The organism is Stutzerimonas sp. NM35 (assembly GCF_054604355.1).
In genome coordinates, this window is record NZ_CM137728.1 from 3279728 (window position 1) to 3297361 (window position 17634).

A 17634-nucleotide genomic window follows, 5' to 3' on the forward strand; every position below is an offset into this window, starting at 1 on the left:
CAGCAGCAAAAGCCCGCGAACTCATTGGAGCATGGCGAATCAGGGCTCTGCGCTCAGCGCCGCCAGGATTGCTGCCGTTTCGGCGTCAGGTTCGCCATCGAAACGTGTCGGGCGGTATTTCATCTGGAACGCCGCGATGACGTTGCGCGTCTCCGGGTCCAGATGGCCATGCCCCGGCACGTGGTAACCCTGCCCTGCGAGCTGCGCCTGGAACCAGGCTATATCAGGCAATTGCAGCGCATACAGGCTGCGCTGTCGGGCCACCACGGCGGCATCCGGCCAGGGCACCAGCCCGGCATCGGCCAGGCGCTTCCAGGGAAACAGCGGACCGGGATCGACCTTGCGCTGTGGTGCGATATCGCTGTGACCGACTATCGCGCCTGGCTTGAGCCCGTGACGCTGCATGATGTCCCTGAGCAACAGGATCAGGGCATCGATCTGCACATCGGAATACGGATACCAGAGCCGCCCCTGCTCACCTTCGATATAGCCCCGGTTGACCAGTTCGATGCCGATGGAGCTGGAGTTGAGCCAGGTCCGCCCTTGCCATTGGCTGTCGCCGGCATGCCAGGCGCGGCGGTTCTCGTCCACCAGCCGGTAGATGGTCGCGGGCGACTCACCGATCAGATAGTGGCTGCTGACGCCATCACCCTTGAGGATATCCAGCGAGCGTGCCAGGTCGCTTGAGGTGTAATGCACCACGATGAACTGCACGCGGCTGTCATGTCCCACTGAGGCATGACGCGTGTCGATGCGCGGGCCGCTGGCGCACCCCGCCAGCAGGATGGACAACGTGACGGCTAGCAGTAGTTTCATCGGTATCAGGCCATTTCGATTCGGTTGCGCCCGGCATCCTTGGCCCGGTAGAGCGCACGGTCGGCACGCTCGAACACCTGCTCCGCGCGCTCCGGTCCGACAAAGGCGGCAAGCCCACCCGAAAGGGTGACTTCGATGCGCTCACCCTTGAAGTGAAACGGGCAGTTCTGAATGCCTTCACGCAGGCTTTCGATCAGTTGCTGCCCGGCATCGAGCGGTGTCTCGGGAAGCAGCAGGGCAAATTCCTCACCGCCGAAACGGGCGATGAAATCAGTCTTGCGCAAGCGTTTGCGCAGCTCGTTGGCGATGATCTTCAGGACCCGATCGCCGGCCAGATGGCCGAAGCTGTCATTGATGCGCTTGAAGTGGTCGACGTCCAGCACGGCCAGCAGCAGTTGACCGCCGTAGCGTTGCTGGCGCGCAACCTCCATTTCCAGGCGTTCGTCCCAGGCCGCCCGATTGGGCAGCTCGGTAAGCGGATCGCGCAGCGCCTTCTTGCGCTGCTCGGCCAGATGCTGGCGCATGCCGGTGGCGGCCTGTTCAAGGCTCGCGACTCGCGCGACCAGCGTACTCAGGCGCTCGCCCACCTGTTTTTCATGTTCGCTGCGCTGACGCTCATAGATATCGACGGTTTCCAGCAGGCCATCCAGTCTCGCCTGTACGGCCTGCTTGAGGCTGGACAGGTCACTGGCTTCGAGCATGCTGCTCTGCAGCCCGCCAACCTGCTGGCGCAACTCTTCATCCAGCGCCTGTGCGGTCTCCCTGCTGCGCGCATGCCCGTCATGCGTCGCGCCGAGGCTTTCCTGCATGCTGGCCAGACGTTCGTTGAGCAGTTGCAGATAGCTTTCGAACTCTCGCTGGCCCTGATTGGCCACGGCGATCATCAGTTGCGCCAGATCGTCCAGCACCGGGACCAGTTCGTACCAGTTCAGGCCTCGCTGAATCCGCTCACGCAGCGCCTGCACCTGGGCCTGCTGCGGCTCGCATTGCTGCATATCGTCGAGCAGACCGAACAGCATCGACTCCACGCGCTCGGCAATGGCGCTGTAAGCCTGCTCCGGCGTTGCAGGCAGCACATACCCCAGCGTCTCGCCGGCACTGGCGAGCAGGGCCGACGTCTGGCTTTCTTCTTCCAACAGTGCAGGCGGCTCGTCGGGATCGGCTACGGCCTGCAAGCCAAGGGACTCGTCATGATCGGGCAGCGTCGGCAAGGGTGCAGGAACAACCGGCGCCGTCTGGCGTGAGGCACGCACGGCGGTGGCGGCCGCTGTTTCCGGCTCAATCTGCGAGTCGGCGGCCAAGGGCTCTGGCGCAACGGCTGCGCCAGTCACCTCCACAGCAGTGGCTGCATCGGCTTCGCGCTGACCGAACAGCCTGCCGAACAGGCCCACGGGACGCGGGGCGCCCGCCATCTGCACGGTCAGCGCCCGATCCTGCAGCTCGCCCAGCTCCCCCAGCAACACGGGCAGCTCGCGCGACTGCGCCGCACGTGTCCGTACTTTTCGCGCATAGACCTTCAAGGGCTTGCGCACTTCGCTGGGCAACGGCAGCGCCAGCAGCTGCGCAGTCAGACGCTGAAAGCCCTGAGCCAGACGCTCGATACGCTCCTGCTTGTTACGTTCGGTAGCCAGCACGGCACGTTCGAGACGTGGCACCAGTGCCGCCAGGCCATGATCCAGATCATCGTCGCGCAGCACTTCGCGCAAGTCGCGCATGCACTTTTCGACCACAGGATCGGCCCCCTCAACCGCAAGGCTGCTGCGCACCAGGCTGCGCCGCAACAGATCGAGACGGATATTCCAGCGGGCTTCGAGCTGCTCCTGCTGCTCCAGCGAAGCCAGGTATTTTTCCTTCCAGCGAGAAGCTTCTTCGTTCATTTCGCCCTATCCTTGGGAATGGGAAACGCATCGCCATGCAGGGAGTCGGGCAGGCGAATTTCCACCGCTACCGGCAGATGATCGGATGTCGCCTGCGCCAGCACATCGACACGTTCGAGGGTCAGGCTGGGGCTCAGCAGGATATGATCCAGGCAGCGCTGCGGGCGCCAGCTAGGGAAGGTCGCCTCGATCTGCGGCGCCTGCAGACCGAGGTCGCGCAGTGGTGAATTCTCCAGCAGATCGCTGGCATGGGTATTCATGTCGCCCATCAGCACCTGATGGCGGTAACCGCCGATCAGCTCGCGGATATAGGCCAGTTGCCGGGTTCTGGTCCCGCCGCCCAGCGCCAGATGCATGACCACCACCACCAGGGCATCCTCGCCCTCACCGAACTTGAGCAGAATCGCGCCACGCCCGGACGGCCCCGGCAGTGGATGATCTTCAAGCCCTTGCGGCTCCAGACGACTGAGCACGCCATTGCTGTGCTGGGCGAAGCGGCCAAGGTTGCGATTGAGTTGCTGATACCAGTAGGGAAAGGCGCCGAGCTGGGCCAGGTGTTCGACCTGATTGATATAGCCTGAACGCAGGCTGCCGCCATCCGCCTCCTGCAGGGCCACCAGATCGTAGTTGCCCAGCAGATCACCGATACGCTGCAGATTGCCGGCGCGCCCCGCATGAGGCAACAGGTGCTGCCAGCTGCGGGTCAGGTAGTGATGGTAACGCTCGGTACTGATCCCCACCTGGATGTTGAAACTGAGCAGACGCAGCCGGCCATCGCAGGGCAGCCCGCTGGCATCCAGGCATTGGGAATTGACTCGCGTCTGGCCGGGACCGGCCAGACGCGGTGAACTCCAGCGACGCAACATCCTGCGCTACCGGGCTGCGCGTTCTTTTTCGATCAGGAAATCGGCAACGTCGAGCGTACGCTGCGGACCACCGGCCGAACCGAGGTCAAAGCGGTACTTGCCATTGACCACCAGCACCGGCACGCCTGTTATCTGATAGGCCATGCCGAGTTTCTTGGCCTGCTCTGCGCGGCCTTTCACACCGAAGGAATTGAAAGCTTTGAGGAAGGCATCGCGGTCAACGCCCTTGTCAGCAAGCAGATCCGCCATTTTTTCCGGTGTATCGAGCTTGTTGCCTTCATTGTGGTAAGCGCTGAACACGGCATCATGCACACTCTGCTCGACATTCATCGACTCAAGAGCCAGAAACAACTGGCCATGCAGGTTCCAGATGCCGCCGAACATGGCGGGAACCCGCTTGAAATCCACATCCTCGGGCAACTGCTCGACCCAGGGATTGATGACCGGCTCGAACTGGTAGCAATGCGGGCAGCCGTACCAGAACAGCTCCACCACTTCGATCTTGCCGGGCTCGGCCACCGGTACCGGCGCTGTCAGCTCGACATATTCCTTGCCTGCACGAAACGTTTCGGCATGGGCAGACAGGCCGAACAGACTGGCGGCGGCGATGATGGCGCTGAGCATGAATGTGCGCATGGTGACTCCTTGGCTATGAACGACTGAGCGATAGCACGACAGGCTGCCTCAAAGAAGCCCTGCGAGCCAGCGCCTTGTAGCGTCTTTTCAATCTCTTGACGCTCATTGTAGACACCGCCAATGTGAAAAAGGGCGTTCGGCCAAAGCCTGAACGCCCTTCTTTCACCGACAGGAACGCAAGCGCTGTCAGTGCAGACCCTGGATGTAGCTGGACAGGGCTTCGATATCCTTGTTGCTGAGCTTGGCGGCAATGGCGCGCATGATCATGGTATCGCCATCGTTGGTGCGATTGCCTTCGCGGAAATCCACCAGTTGCTTGGCAGTATAGGCAGCATGCTGGCCACCCAGATGCGGGAAGGCCGCCAGCTCGTTACCCGCGCCGTTGGGTGCATGGCAACCGGTGCAGGCCGGCATGCCCAGATCAAGTTTGCCACCACGGAAGAGCTGTTCACCCAGTTCGACCAGCGCCGGATCGGCCATGCCGACTGTGCCTTTCTGGCTGGCGAAGTAGGCGGCGATATCTTCAAGGTCCTGATCGCTGTAAGGGTCAAGCATGGCGGTCATTTCCAGAACCTTGCGACCAACACCCTCAGGGGCGCCGGGTGTACTGCCGGCCTTGATATCCTTCAGCTGCTTGAGCAGATAGACCTCGCCCTGACCGGCGAGTTTCGGGAAGTTCGGTGCCGGGCTATTGCCATCGGCCCCGTGGCAAGCGCCGCACACGGCAACTTTGCTCTGACCGGCTTCTGCGTCGCCAGCCGCATGGGCCATACCGGTGATGCCAAGGGTCAACAGCAGACTCACGAGTACTTTGTTCATCAGCTCATCCAACTACGGCTAAGGGTTTAAAGGGAAACTTGTCGGCCACCGGCAGCACGGGCTGCGGCACGCTCGTTATGCTTGCTGGCGCCACCACTCGAAATCGCAACCTGCCGTCCGCTCCTGCAGAAGCGGAAAACCGGAATCAGGGTGTTCATTTCAGAGCAAAGCGCGCACAAAATCTGCGGCATTATATACTGGCAACCGTGAAACGGAAATGAACCATTGCCCCATCGAGGTCCGTGTGACGTTTCGTCGCTCTGACAAGATGCTGCAGCCCAGCTGCCCCACCGGAACCATCATGCTCCCGAAAAACCCGATTCTCGGCCTCTGCCAGCAAGCCACATTCATGACCAGCGCCGCCAAGGTCGATCAGTGCCCGGCTGACGAGGGACTGGAAGTCGCCTTTGCCGGTCGCTCCAATGCGGGCAAGTCCAGCGCGCTGAACACCCTGACCCATGCCAGCCTGGCGCGCACCTCGAAAACGCCTGGTCGCACCCAGCTGTTGAACTTCTTCCGCCTGGATGACGAGCGCCGCCTGGTCGATCTGCCCGGCTATGGCTATGCAAAGGTGCCGATTCCGCTCAAGCAGCACTGGCAGCGCCACCTCGAAGCCTACCTCAGCAGCCGCGAAAGCCTGGCCGGGGTATTCCTGATGATGGACATCCGCCACCCGCTGACCGAGTTCGACCGGATGATGCTCGACTGGTCCGGCGCCAGCGAAATGCCGCTGCATATCCTGCTGACCAAGTCCGACAAGCTGGCCTTCGGTGCGGCGAAAAGCGCTCTGCTGGCGATCCAGCGCGACATTCACAGGGAATGGGGCAACGGCGTCAGCGTACAGCTGTTCTCCGCACCCAAGCGCCAGGGCGTCGAGGAAGCGCAACTCAAGCTTGCCGAGCTGCTGGGGATGTTCGACGAAGAGCCTGAAGCCTGATGCGTTAACGCGCCACCGGCGACAGCCCCGTCGGATTTCACCTGCGTATCGTCGGATTACGCCTTCGGCTAATTCGACCTACGAAGGCATAACTTGCGCTGCTGTAGATACCGTCTTGCCCCTCACTTCGCAATAGCGAGTTCGAGGTTGAACGGTTCGCCGGATTTCAACACGCCATAGGCGATACAGAGCAATTTACGCATCGCCGCGCAGACGATCTGTTTGCCGGCTTTGCCTCTGGCTTTCATCCGCTCGACCATTGCCCGAATGGCAGGGTTACGGCTCATGGACGTAATGGCTGGCATGTAGAGCCCTGCGCGCAAGCTGGCCGACCCCATGCGGGAAATCCGCACATATCCTTTGAGTATTCCCGAGTCCTGTAGCTTGGGATTGAGCCCTGCAAAAGCGGTGACCGCTCGGCTGCTGCCGAAGCGTTGAATGTCCCCCAGTTCAGCCAGCAGAAGCGCTGCTGTCCGCTCAGCAATGCCGTCGATGCTCGTGAGCAGGTCACGCTGGCCGCGCAAGTCATCGTTGTCGTCGAAATGCTGCTTGATCGCTTCCAGCGTCTCGGCGATTTGCTGGCGTAAATGTTCAAGAACCGACTCGATCGACGCCTTGACCTTGGTCTCGCGGGTCACGTCCAGGCGGTTCTGTTCCATCTGCTCCAGCTCCTGAAGATCCTTCAGGCGATGCACCAGGGCCTTGAGGCGGCGAATGGACGGTGGATCAGGCTGCCAGGCACGCAGCTTGGCCTGATGCAGGCTGCCATAATCGGCAATGAGCTTGGCGTCGACCTTGTCGGTCTTCACCCGCTGCAATTGGCTGCGGGCGTAATAGGCAACCTGGGCCGGGTTGAGGACGCACACCCGGTAACCTCGCGCGAGCAGCCATTCGGCCAGGGCTTCGTAGTAGATGCCCGTCGCCTCCATGACGACCCATGCCTGCGGCTCGGCGTACTTGAGCAGCCATTGCTGGAACACCTCAAAGCCTGCTGAGTCATTGGTCAGCTTGCCTTTGGTGCGGTGCTTGCCGTTGCTCTGCAAGGTTGCGATGTCGAATGTGTGTTTGGCGATGTCGACGCCAACGACTATGGCCATGGTTTTCCTCCTCAGTGAACGGGTAGATCGTCACTGCATCCGTCCTACCTTGCTAATGCGAGCTCGTGGCTCAAGATACCGTTCGGACTTACTGGATGAGTGCGGAGGAGTGCAGCGTTATCTACGTCACAAGCTCGAAGCTTAAGGGCGGGTACTACTTGCACTCTCTCCCCCGATGATCAGCCGGGGACTATCGCCTCCTGAAAGGCTGCAGTCGAGATACAAGGTCGGGTCACGCTTCACCGACCCGACGTGCGCAGCCACGGTGGCTGTAACACCCGACGCTACGCTCCCTGGGGCATCAAGTGCTTCAATCCCGATAATCCTCGACCGGCGCGCAGGCGCAGAACAGGTTGCGATCGCCGAACACGTTGTCGACCCGGTTCACCGCCGGCCAGTACTTATGTGCCAGCGCGTGGGCGCTCGGGGTGACGGCTTCGGCGATGCTGTAGGGCCGCTCCCAGGCGTCGATCACGTCGGCCAGGGTGTGCGGCGCATTCACCAGCGGATTGTTGTCCGCCGGCCAGTCGCCCTTCTCAACGCGGGCGATCTCGGCGCGGATGCTCAGCATCGCTTCGACGAAGCGATCCAGCTCGGCCTTCGATTCGCTCTCGGTGGGTTCTACCATCAGCGTGCCCGGCACCGGGAAGGACATGGTCGGCGCATGGAAGCCATAATCCATCAGGCGCTTGGCGACGTCTTCCTCGCTGATGCCGGTCTGCGCCTTGAGCGGACGCAGGTCGATGATGCACTCGTGCGCCACGCACCCATTGCGCCCGCTGTAGAGCACCGGGTAAGCCTCGCCAAGACGCATGGCCAGATAGTTGGCGCTGAGGATCGCCACTTCCGTGGCTTCGCGCAGCTGCGGGCCCATCATGGCAATGTACATCCAGCTGATCGGCAGGATGCTGGCGCTGCCCCAGGGCGCGGCGCTGATCGCGCTATTGCGCGCATCAGGTCCCTGCAGCTCCACCACCGGATGATTGGCGACGAAGGGCGCCAGATGCGCCTTGACGCCAATCGGTCCCATGCCCGGGCCACCGCCACCATGGGGAATGCAGAAGGTCTTGTGCAGGTTCATGTGCGAGACGTCGGCGCCGATGTCCGCTGGCCGCGCCAGGCCGACCTGGGCGTTGAGGTTGGCGCCATCCATGTAGACCTGCCCGCCCCGGGCGTGGATCGCCGCGCAGATCTCGCGAACGTTTTCCTCGTACACGCCGTGGGTCGAGGGATAGGTGATCATCAGGCAGGCGAGCCTGCCACCGGCTTCGGCGGCCTTGCGTTCCAGATCCTGCAGATCGACGTTGCCGCCCCGGTCGCAATCGACGATGACCACCTGCATGCCGACCATCTGCGCCGTGGCCGGGTTGGTGCCATGGGCTGACGAGGGAATCAGGCAGATATCGCGCTGACCTTCGCCACGGCTCTCGTGATATTTGCGGATGGCGACCAGGCCGGCGTATTCACCCTGTGCGCCCGAGTTGGGCTGCATCGAAATCGAATCGAAGCCGGTGATCGCACAGAGCCAGGTTTCCAGCTCGTCGATCATCAGCCGGTAACCCTGGGCCTGCTCGCGCGGAGCGAAGGGGTGCAGGTTGGCGAATTCCGGCCAGGTGATGGGGATCATCTCGCTGGTAGCGTTGAGCTTCATGGTGCAGGAGCCGAGCGGAATCATCGCCTGATTCAGCGCCAGGTCCTTGTTTTCCAGCTGCTTGAGGTAGCGCAGCATCTCGGTTTCGCTGTGGTGCGTGTTGAACACCGGATGGGTCAGGTACGCACTGCTGCGCCGCAATCCGGGCGGGATGCCACTGGCGATATCGCCGGCATCCAGCGCAGCGATCTCCAACCCGTGATCAGCGCCGAGGAAGATCGCCAGCAGTTGCTCGACGGTCGCCTCGCTGCAGGTTTCGTCGAGGCTGACGCCAAGCCTGCCGCGCCCGAGGATGCGCAGGTTGATCCGCGCTGCCGCCGCGCTTTCGATGATGGCCGTCTGTGCACCGCCCACTTCCAGGGTCAGGGTGTCGAAGAAGTGCCGGTTGAAGCGGACCATGCCCTTGCGCTCCAGCCCGGCAGCGAGCAGCGCCGTCAGCCGGTGCACGCGCTGGGCGATGCGTCTGAGCCCTTCGGGGCCGTGGTAGACCGCGTAACTGCTGGCGATATTGGCCAGCAGCACCTGCGCCGTGCAGATATTGGAGTTGGCCTTCTCGCGGCGGATATGCTGCTCGCGGGTCTGCAGCGCCATGCGCAACGCGGTGTTGCCACGGGCATCACGGGAGACGCCGATCAGCCGGCCCGGCATGGCGCGCTTGAATTCGTCACGGGTGGCGAAATAGGCCGCATGCGGGCCGCCATAACCCATGGGCACGCCGAAGCGCTGGGTCGAGCCGAGCACCACGTCGGCACCCAGCTCACCGGGAGGCGTCAGCAACAGCAGGCTGAGCGGGTCGGCAGCCACGCAGGCCAGCGCCTGCCCGGCATGCAACTGCTCGATGACGGGTCGTAGATCACGAATCTCGCCATGGCTATCGGGATATTGCAGCAATGCGCCGAACAGCGCCTGCCCCTCGATGGCCTCGATGGCGCCAACCACCAGTTCGAAGCCGAAGCCCTCGGCGCGGGTCCGCATCACCGAGAGCGTCTGCGGATGGCAGTTCTCATCGACGAAGAAACGATTGCTGGCGCTCTTCGACACCCTTCGGGCCAGCGCCATGGCTTCGGCGGCTGCCGTAGCCTCGTCCAGCAGCGAGGCGTTGGCCAGATCGAGGCCGGTCAGGTCCATGGTCAGTTGCTGGAAATTCAGCAGCGCTTCGAGGCGGCCTTGGGAAATCTCCGGCTGATAGGGCGTGTAGGCGGTATACCAGCCGGGGTTTTCCAGCAGGTTACGCACGATCACCGGCGGGGTGATCGTGCCGTGGTAGCCCATGCCGATCAGGCTGGTCCACAGCTGGTTGCGTTCGGCATGACCGCGCAGCCGCGCCAGGGCGTCCTGCTCATCCAGCGCCGCCGGCAATGCCAACTCGCCCCGCAGGCGGATCGCCGGAGGCACGGTTTCATCGATCAGTTGCTCGCGACTGCCCAGCCCGAGCGCCTCCAGCATGGCCTCCTGCTCGGGCGCGTCAGGGCCGATATGACGGCGCAGAAAGGCATCGGGTTGCTGAAGCTGGGAAAGAGATGGCATGAACGGCATGGGTAGCTACTCTCGAAAAAGAAGACTATGTTCCAATTACGTATTGGCGGAGCAATCCTGCATTTGTGGGAGCGCTTTTTTGGAACCAGAGCACTCCGCGAATTTCGCGGCTGAAGCCGCTCCCACAAACAGTCCCCCACCCTTCCAGCTGTAGCCCGTAGCCTGGATTAGCCGAAGGCGTAATCCGACGCCCCGAAGGCCTAATCCGATAATCCCTGTCTGCCCCTCGGCATTTAACGCCTCTGGACGCTCGCCTGTCGGGTCGATAAAGCGTTACCCGACCTACCAGGCATGCTCCAGCAACACGTAACGGGGACACAACCAAAAAAGAAAAGCCCCGACAGAGCGGGGCTTGGCGATTGAGCGATCAGGCGTCGGCGTCGCAGGAGGCCTTGTAGGCATCTGCCGTGAGCAGCGCCTCCAGCTCTGCCGGAGCATCCGGCTGCAGACGGAAGAACCAGCTGCCGTAGGGTTCGTTGTTGACCTGCTCGGGCGCGTCGGCGAGCAGTTCGTTGACGGCGATGACGACACCGGAGATCGGCGCATAGATGTCCGATGCCGCCTTGACCGACTCCACCACGCCGGCCTGCTGGCCTGCCTTCAGTTGCTGGCCGACTTCCGGCAGCTCGACATAGACCACGTCTCCCAGCGCCTGCTGGGCATGATCGGAAATGCCCACACTGACACTGCCATCGGCCTCCTGACGGGCCCATTCATGGCTGGCGGCGTAACGCAGATCGCTGGGTAGGTCGCTCATTCATCTGTCCTCATGGCTGTCGGTGCGGGTCGCGCACGGCTGTGGCGCGAAGCGGTCGGGTCGAATTTATACCAGTACCCTGCCGTTGCGCACGAAGGTCGGCTGCACAACGCGCACGGGATACCATTTGTTGCGAATCTCCACTTCGGCACGCTCGGCGGTATTGGCGGGCACGCGAGCCAGGGCGATGGATTTGCCCAGCGTGGGCGAAAAGCTGCCACTGGTGATTTCACCTTCGCCAATGCCGTTGACCCGCACCACCTGATGTGCCCGGAGCACACCGCGCTCTTCGAGCACCAGGCCGACCAGACGCGGCTGCTCGTTGTGCTCGCGCTGCGCCTGCAGGGCCGCGCGGCCAATGAAGTCGCGTTCCGCCGGTTCCCAGGCGATGGACCAACCCATGTTCGCAGCCAGCGGCGAGACGTCTTCATTCATGTCCTGACCGTAGAGATTCAGCCCGGCCTCCAGGCGCAGGGTGTCACGGGCGCCGAGGCCGATGGGCGCGATACCGGCCCCGACCAGCTCGCTGAAGAAGTCCGGCGCCTCCTCGGCCGGCAGGATGATTTCCAGGCCATCCTCGCCGGTATAACCGGTACGTCCGATAAACCAGTCGCCCGCCGTCAGGCCGTAGAAGGGTTTGAGTTCCTGAATCAGGGTGGCGCGGCTCTGGGCGACGATGTCCATCATCCGCGCGCGCGCCTGCGGCCCCTGGATGGCAAGCATCGCCAGGTCGGCGCGCTCGTGCAGCGTGACCTCGAAATCCTCGGCATGGGACTGCAGCCAGACCATATCCTTGTCGCGCGTGCCGGCATTGAGCACCAGGCGGTAGCCCTGCTCGGTCAGGTAGACGATCAGGTCGTCGATCACCCCGCCGGCCTTGTTGAGCATCGCGCTGTAGAGCGCCTTGCCGACTTCTCTCAGGCGCGCCACGTCGTTGGCCAGCAGGCGCTGCAGATAGCCCTTGGCCTGAGCACCGGCGACATCGACGATGGTCATGTGGGAAACATCGAATACGCCGCAATCACGGCGGACCTGGTGGTGCTCTTCTACCTGCGAGCCGTAATGCAGCGGCATGTCCCAGCCGCCGAAATCCACCATTTTCGCGCCGAGCGCCAGATGCTGATCATAAAGGGGAGTGCGCTGACCCATGGGTTTCTCCTTCCGGGCAGGTCGCCGAAGCGGCAGAGGTAAAGCCTATATAAAGCCGCCCCGCCAAAGACATGCGACTTTTGAATGGCGCGCATTGTAGCCCCAAGGTTGTGACAGGTCACGGCACATGCGACAGCCGTCTTTCACCCTTTGGCCGAACGCCGGATCAGCAGGATCACCGGCAACAGCCCCACCAGCACAAGCGTCAGCGCCGGCAGTGCGGCACGCGCCCACTCGCCCTCGCTGGTCATCTCGAAGATGCGCACCGCCAGGGTGTCCCAACCGAAGGGCCGCATCAACAGCGTGGCCGGCATTTCCTTGAGCACGTCGACGAATACCAGCAGCGCGGCGCTCAGGGTGCCGGGCAGCAGCAGCGGCAGGTAGACCCGGAAGAACAGTGCCGGACCGCCCACGCCGAGGCTGCGCGAGGCCTGCGGCAGCGATGGGCGGATACGCGCCAGGGCATTTTCCAGCGGGCCGAACGCCACGGCCATGAAACGAATCAGATAGGCCAGCAGCAAGGCGCCGAGGCTGCCGAGCAGGATGGGCTTGCCAGAGCCACCGAGCCAGGCGGAAAGCGGAATGACCAGCTCGCGGTCGAGGTAGCTGAAGGCAAGCATGATCGACACCGCCAGTACCGAACCCGGCAGCGCATAGCCGAGATTCGCCAGCCCGACGGCCGCCCTGATCGAGCGCACTGGCGCCTGCCGCCGGGCGAAGGCCAGCAGCAAGGCCACCGCGACGGTGATCAGCGCCGCAAGCCCGCCCAGATAAAGCGTATGCAGGATCAGCCCGGCGTAGCGCTCATCGAGATCGAAGCGCCCGCGTTGCCAGAACCAGGCCAGCAACTGCAGCATCGGAATGACGAAGGCGCAGAGAAACACCAGCCCGCACCAGCCACTGGCCGCAAGCGCCTTGAAGCCGCGCAGGTGGTAAAGCGCGGTCGAACGCGCCCGGTCATTGGCCGGCCTGGCCACGCCACGGGCACGACGCTCGCCGTAGAGCACCAGCATCACCGCCAGCAGCAGCAGGCTGGCCAGTTGCGTGGCGCTGGTGAGACTGAAAAAGCCGTACCAGGTCTTGTAGATGGCGGTGGTGAAAGTATCGAAATTGAACACTGAAACCGCACCGAAATCGGCCAGGGTTTCCATCAGCGCCAGCGCCAGTCCGGCGCCAATCGCAGGTCGCGCCATGGGCAGCGCTACGCTCCAGAAGGCCTTCCAGGGCGACTGCCCGAGCACCCGCGCAGCTTCCATCAGCCCCCTGCCTTGAGCGATGAACGCCGAACGCGCCAACAGGTAGACATAGGGATAGAACACCAGCACCAGGACGATGATCACCCCGCCGGTGGAGCGCACCCTGGGGAAGCGCACCCCGCTGCCGAACCACTCGCGCGCCAGGGTCTGCACCGGTCCGGCGAAGTCCAGCAGGCCGATGAAAACGAATGCCAGCACGTAGGCGGGAATCGCGAAGGGCAGCATCAGCGCCCAGTCCAGCCAGCGTCGACCGGGGAATTCGCAGAGCGCCGTCAACCAGGCGAGGCTGACGCCCAGCGCTACCACACCGATCCCCACACCCAGCAGCAGCGTCAGGGTATTGCCCAGCAGGCGCGGAATCTGGGTTTCCCAGAGGTGCGACCATATCTCGCCATCGATGTCGCCCCAGCTGATCAACAGGACGCTCAACGGCAGCAATACCAGCGCAGCCACTGTAAATGTGAGGGGATACCAGCGGCGCTCGACGGGGTGGGACACGCAAGCCTCGGAAGCAGAAATGAAAACGCCCCCGGCCAGGCGGGGGCGTCGAGTATAACCGCAGCCGCAGGCAGCTGTAGGTCGGGTTAGCCGAAGGCGTAACCCGACAACAAGCCTGAAGTCCGCGCATCGGGTCGGTGGAGCGTGACCCGGTCTACCTTTACCGCCAGCCCGCCCGATCCATCAGTCTGATGGCTTCCGCCTGGCGCTTGCCGGCGACTTCGACCGGGATGGTATCGGCCTTGAACTCGCCCCACGAGGCCACTTCCGCAGACGGTTTCACATCCGGATTAGCTGGAAACTCCATGTTTGCATCGGCAAAGATGCTCTGCGCCTCGGGCGTAGTCATCCACTCGACCAGCTTGCGCGCGGCGTCGGGGTTCGGCGCATGCTGGGTCAGGCCGATGCCGGACAGGTTGACGTGAACGCCACGGTCATCCTGGTTGGGCCAGAACAGCTTGGCTTTCAGGTCCGGCTTCTGCTTGTGCAGACGCCCGAAGTAGTAGGTGTTGACGATACCGATATCGCACTGACCGGCATCGACGGCCTGGATCAGGGCGGTGTCGTCGGCGAAGACGTCAGTGGCCAGGTTGCCTACCCAACTCTTGATGATTTCCTCGGTCTTCTGCGCACCATGGGTTTCGATCATGGTGGCGGTCAGCGACTGGTTGTAGACCTTCTTGCTGGTACGCAGGCACAGACGGCCATCCCAGCGCTCGTCCGCCAGTGCTTCATAAGTGCTCAACTCGCCTTCTTCGACGCGCTCGGGAGAGTAGACGATGGTCCGCGCACGCAGCGACAGGCCGGTCCAGGCATCGGTGGAAGAACGATACTGCGCGGGAATGTTGTCTTTTACCTGCTGGGAATTCATCGGCTGGAGAATACCCATCTGCTCGGCCTGCCAGAGGTTGCCGCCATCGACGGTCAACAGCAGGTCGGCCGGGGTGTTGGCGCCTTCGGCCTTGATGCGTGCCATCAGCGGCGCTTCCTTGTCGGTGATGAACTTCACCTTCACGCCGGTTTTTTCGGTATAGGCATCGAATACGGGCTTGATCAACTCATCGATGCGTGAGGAGTAAACCACCACCTCATCGGCAGCCTGTACGGCGCCGGACAGCGCGGTGAGCGCCAGAGCGGCGAGTAAGCCTTTGCTTGCCTGCATGGATCAGCCTCCGTTGACTCGATAAAAGAGGCCAAATAGTAGTGAATGTCATTTAGTTTCTCAACACGGAAATTTGCGTCAAATCAAGTCAACGCAAAGTTTCATCACCTACGGCCTTGCCAGATCAGGCAGATCACCGCTCAGCCCCAGCGCCTGGCGCACGAACAAGGCTTTCGCCTCCGGCAGCGCCTCGATGCCTTTCAACCCGGCGTTGCGCAGCCAGCGCAGCGGCAGGTTATCGGCCTGGAACAGCCGCTCGAAGCTTTCCATCGCGGCCATCATCGCCAGGTTGTGCGGCATCCGCCGACGCTCGAAACGCGCCAGCACGCGCAGATCACCGGGCTGCATGCCGCGCCGGAGCGCCGCGAGCAGCACCTCGGCCAGTACCGCCGCATCCAGCAAGCCGAGGTTGACGCCCTGCCCGGCCAGCGGGTGGATGGTGTGGGCGGCATCGCCGATCAGCGCCAGGCCGGGCTGCACATAACGCTTGGCATGACGCTGGCGCAGCGGGATGCACAGGCGCGGATCGACTTCCAGCACCTCGCCCAGGCGATGCTCGAAGGCACGCCCGAGGGCCTGACGGAAGCATTCGTCGTCCAGCGCCATCAGCCGCCGCACCTCGCTCTCGGTGGCCGACCAGACGATGGAGCACCAGTGTTCGTCGCCTTCACGCTGCAAGGGCAGGAACGCCAGCGGGCCATCATCGGTGAAGCGCTGCCAGGCCGTGCGCTGGTGCGGTTCGGCGCAGCGCACACTGGTGACGATGGCATGGTGCAGGTAGTCCCATTCCCGCGTCTCGCAGCCGGCCAGACGCCGTACCGCGGAATTGGCGCCATCGGCGGCGACCAGCAGACCGGCGTTCAGTTGCTGGCCGTCGTCCAGGGTCAGGTGCCAGCCGGCTTCATCCTGACGCAGCCGTTCGAGGCGCGCCCCGGCGATCAGCTCTACCGAGCCACGCGTCTTGAGCGCCTCCAGCAGCGCATCCTGCACCACGCGGTTCTCGACGATATGGCCGAGCACCTCGGCATGTACCGAGGCCGCGGAAAAATGGATCTGTCCGGTGCCGGAGCCATCCCACACGCGCATGTCGCCGTAGGGGCTGGCGCGGCGCAGGACGATGCCCGGCCAGGCGCCAAGGCGTTCGAGAATCCGCTGGCTCGCCGCCGACAGCGCACTGACGCGCGGCTCGAACGGATCGGACGCGGCGAAGGCCTGCGGCTCAAGCGGTCCGGCATCGATCAGCCGGATATTCAGCCCGCAATCCTGCAGCGCCAGTGCCAGCGTGCTGCCGACCATCCCGGCGCCCACGATGATGAGGTCCGCTTGCATCAATTCTCTCCTGCGCATGTACAACGGTCTGCGGCTTGTATGAGGTCTTGCACTCTGGACAGCGCATTCAGCTTTCGCGCACACCCAACCCCATGGCCTGGCGCGCGAACCAGCCCTTGGCCGGTGGCAGCAGGTCCAGCGCGAGCAGGCCGAGATTGCGCCCCGCCGCGATCAGGGAGCCGGAGTCGCCGAACAGGCGCGTCAGCCGATCGGAAAAGCCCACGGTCAGATGCTGGTCCAGGCGCTGGCGGCGCTGGTAGTCCCGCAATACGGCCAGATCGCCCGGCGCAGCACGGCTGTTCAGCAGGGTCTCGGCCAGCACCTCGGCGTCACGCAGCGACAGATTGTAGCCCTGCCCGGCAATGGGGTGCAGGCTGTGTGCAGCATTGCCCAGCACCACCAGACCGGAACGCACCTGTTCCGTCGCCTCGACCAGCGACAGCGGATACAGGTGTCGCGCACCGACCTGCTGGAAGCCTCCCAGGCGATAGCCGAAGGCCTGTTGCAACTCGTCGAGGAACTGCGCTTCGTTCAGCGCCACCAGCCGTGCCGCATCCGCTTCCGAGCGGCTCCAGACCAACGCACAGCGGTTGTCGCGCACCGGCAGCAGGGCCATCGGGCCGTCATCGGTGAAGCGTTCGAAGGCCTGCCCGCCGTGGGGCTTGCCCGGTGTCACGTTGGCAATCAGCGCGGTCTGCCCGTAGGGTGTGCGCCTGACCTCGATGCCGAGCTGCTCGCGCAGCGCGGAGCGACCACCATCGGCCAGCACCGCCAGCGCGCAATCGAGCTGCCGGCCATCGGTCAGGGTCAGCTGCCAGCCATCAGGGGTCGGCTGCATGCGTTCGACCTCGGCGGGGCAATGGCGCCGCACCACCTCATCATCCAGCGCCCGCCACAGGCAATGACCGATCCAGGCGTTCTCCACCACATAGCCCAGCGCCGGCACCTGTTCGCTCTGCGCATCGAGCCGGGTGGCGCCGGCGCGGCCACGGTCGGAAACCTGGATATGGGTAATCGGCTCGGCGCACTCGGCAATCCGCTCCCAGACGCCCAGCCGCTGGTAGATCAGCCGCGTGCCGTAGGACAGCGCCGTGGAGCGCGCATCGTAGCTGGGCTGGTATTCGCTGCCCGGTTCGAAGGGCTCGATCAGCAGAATCGTCCAGCCGCGCTGCTTCGCGCCCTGCTGCAAAGCCAGCGCGAGGCTGGCGCCAACCAGCCCGCCGCCGATGATCGCCAGTACGCTCATGG

The 17634-nt window shown here is 63.5% G+C and carries 14 protein-coding genes; 1 reads left to right on the forward strand and 13 read right to left on the reverse strand.

Features of this window, described 5'->3' with window-relative positions; genetic code table 11:
* Positions 1–39: 39 nt before the first annotated feature.
* From ACYCFC_RS15090 to ACYCFC_RS15110, 5 genes are all read right to left on the reverse strand, one after another.
* The gene (locus ACYCFC_RS15090) at positions 40–816 is read right to left on the reverse strand and encodes a peptidoglycan recognition protein family protein (RefSeq protein WP_459652103.1); all 777 of its coding nucleotides are present in this window, start codon (positions 814–816) and stop codon (positions 40–42) included.
* Positions 817–821: 5 nt separating this feature from the next.
* Positions 822–2693, reverse strand: a complete 1872-nt coding sequence (locus ACYCFC_RS15095; protein ID WP_459652104.1) for a GGDEF domain-containing protein — start codon at positions 2691–2693, stop codon at positions 822–824.
* Positions 2690–3559 (reverse strand): endonuclease/exonuclease/phosphatase family protein, encoded by an 870-nt coding sequence (locus tag ACYCFC_RS15100; RefSeq protein WP_459652105.1) that lies wholly within the window; start codon positions 3557–3559, stop codon positions 2690–2692. The genes ACYCFC_RS15095 and ACYCFC_RS15100 overlap by 4 nt, the downstream gene beginning before the upstream one ends.
* A gap of 6 nt (positions 3560–3565) precedes the next feature.
* On the reverse strand, positions 3566–4195 hold the full coding sequence (locus ACYCFC_RS15105) for a thiol:disulfide interchange protein DsbA/DsbL (protein WP_181082497.1): 630 nt from the start codon (positions 4193–4195) through the stop codon (positions 3566–3568).
* A 186-nt stretch (positions 4196–4381) separates the two neighbouring features.
* Positions 4382–5014, reverse strand: coding sequence for a c-type cytochrome (locus ACYCFC_RS15110; RefSeq protein ID WP_181082498.1), 633 nt, complete (start codon positions 5012–5014; stop codon positions 4382–4384).
* A gap of 301 nt (positions 5015–5315) precedes the next feature.
* Between ACYCFC_RS15110 and yihA the strand changes: the two genes are divergently transcribed.
* A complete protein-coding gene (gene yihA / locus ACYCFC_RS15115) occupies positions 5316–5951 on the forward strand; it encodes a ribosome biogenesis GTP-binding protein YihA/YsxC (RefSeq protein WP_181082499.1) in 636 nt (211 codons plus the stop codon).
* A 122-nt stretch (positions 5952–6073) separates the two neighbouring features.
* Here yihA and ACYCFC_RS15120 read toward each other — a convergent pair whose 3' ends face one another.
* From ACYCFC_RS15120 to ubiH, 8 genes are all read right to left on the reverse strand, one after another.
* Complete coding sequence (locus ACYCFC_RS15120; RefSeq protein WP_459652006.1) at positions 6074–7048, reverse strand: IS110 family RNA-guided transposase; 975 nt, start codon at positions 7046–7048, stop codon at positions 6074–6076.
* A 310-nt stretch (positions 7049–7358) separates the two neighbouring features.
* Positions 7359–10235, reverse strand: coding sequence for an aminomethyl-transferring glycine dehydrogenase (gene gcvP / locus ACYCFC_RS15125; protein WP_459652106.1), 2877 nt, complete (start codon positions 10233–10235; stop codon positions 7359–7361).
* A gap of 367 nt (positions 10236–10602) precedes the next feature.
* On the reverse strand, positions 10603–10992 hold the full coding sequence (gcvH, locus tag ACYCFC_RS15130) for a glycine cleavage system protein GcvH (RefSeq protein WP_181082501.1): 390 nt from the start codon (positions 10990–10992) through the stop codon (positions 10603–10605).
* Between the two features lie 66 nt (positions 10993–11058).
* Entirely contained in the window at positions 11059–12141 is a 1083-nt protein-coding gene (gcvT, locus tag ACYCFC_RS15135) for a glycine cleavage system aminomethyltransferase GcvT (RefSeq protein ID WP_459652107.1), read from the reverse strand.
* A 143-nt stretch (positions 12142–12284) separates the two neighbouring features.
* Positions 12285–13895, reverse strand: coding sequence for an ABC transporter permease (locus ACYCFC_RS15140; RefSeq protein WP_459652108.1), 1611 nt, complete (start codon positions 13893–13895; stop codon positions 12285–12287).
* A 160-nt stretch (positions 13896–14055) separates the two neighbouring features.
* Positions 14056–15057, reverse strand: coding sequence for an extracellular solute-binding protein (locus ACYCFC_RS15145; RefSeq protein ID WP_459652109.1), 1002 nt, complete (start codon positions 15055–15057; stop codon positions 14056–14058).
* Positions 15058–15165: 108 nt separating this feature from the next.
* Entirely contained in the window at positions 15166–16386 is a 1221-nt protein-coding gene (locus ACYCFC_RS15150; protein WP_459652110.1) for a 2-octaprenyl-3-methyl-6-methoxy-1,4-benzoquinol hydroxylase, read from the reverse strand.
* A gap of 67 nt (positions 16387–16453) precedes the next feature.
* Entirely contained in the window at positions 16454–17632 is a 1179-nt protein-coding gene (gene ubiH / locus ACYCFC_RS15155; protein ID WP_459652111.1) for a 2-octaprenyl-6-methoxyphenyl hydroxylase, read from the reverse strand.
* Between the last annotated feature and the right edge of the window lie 2 nt (positions 17633–17634).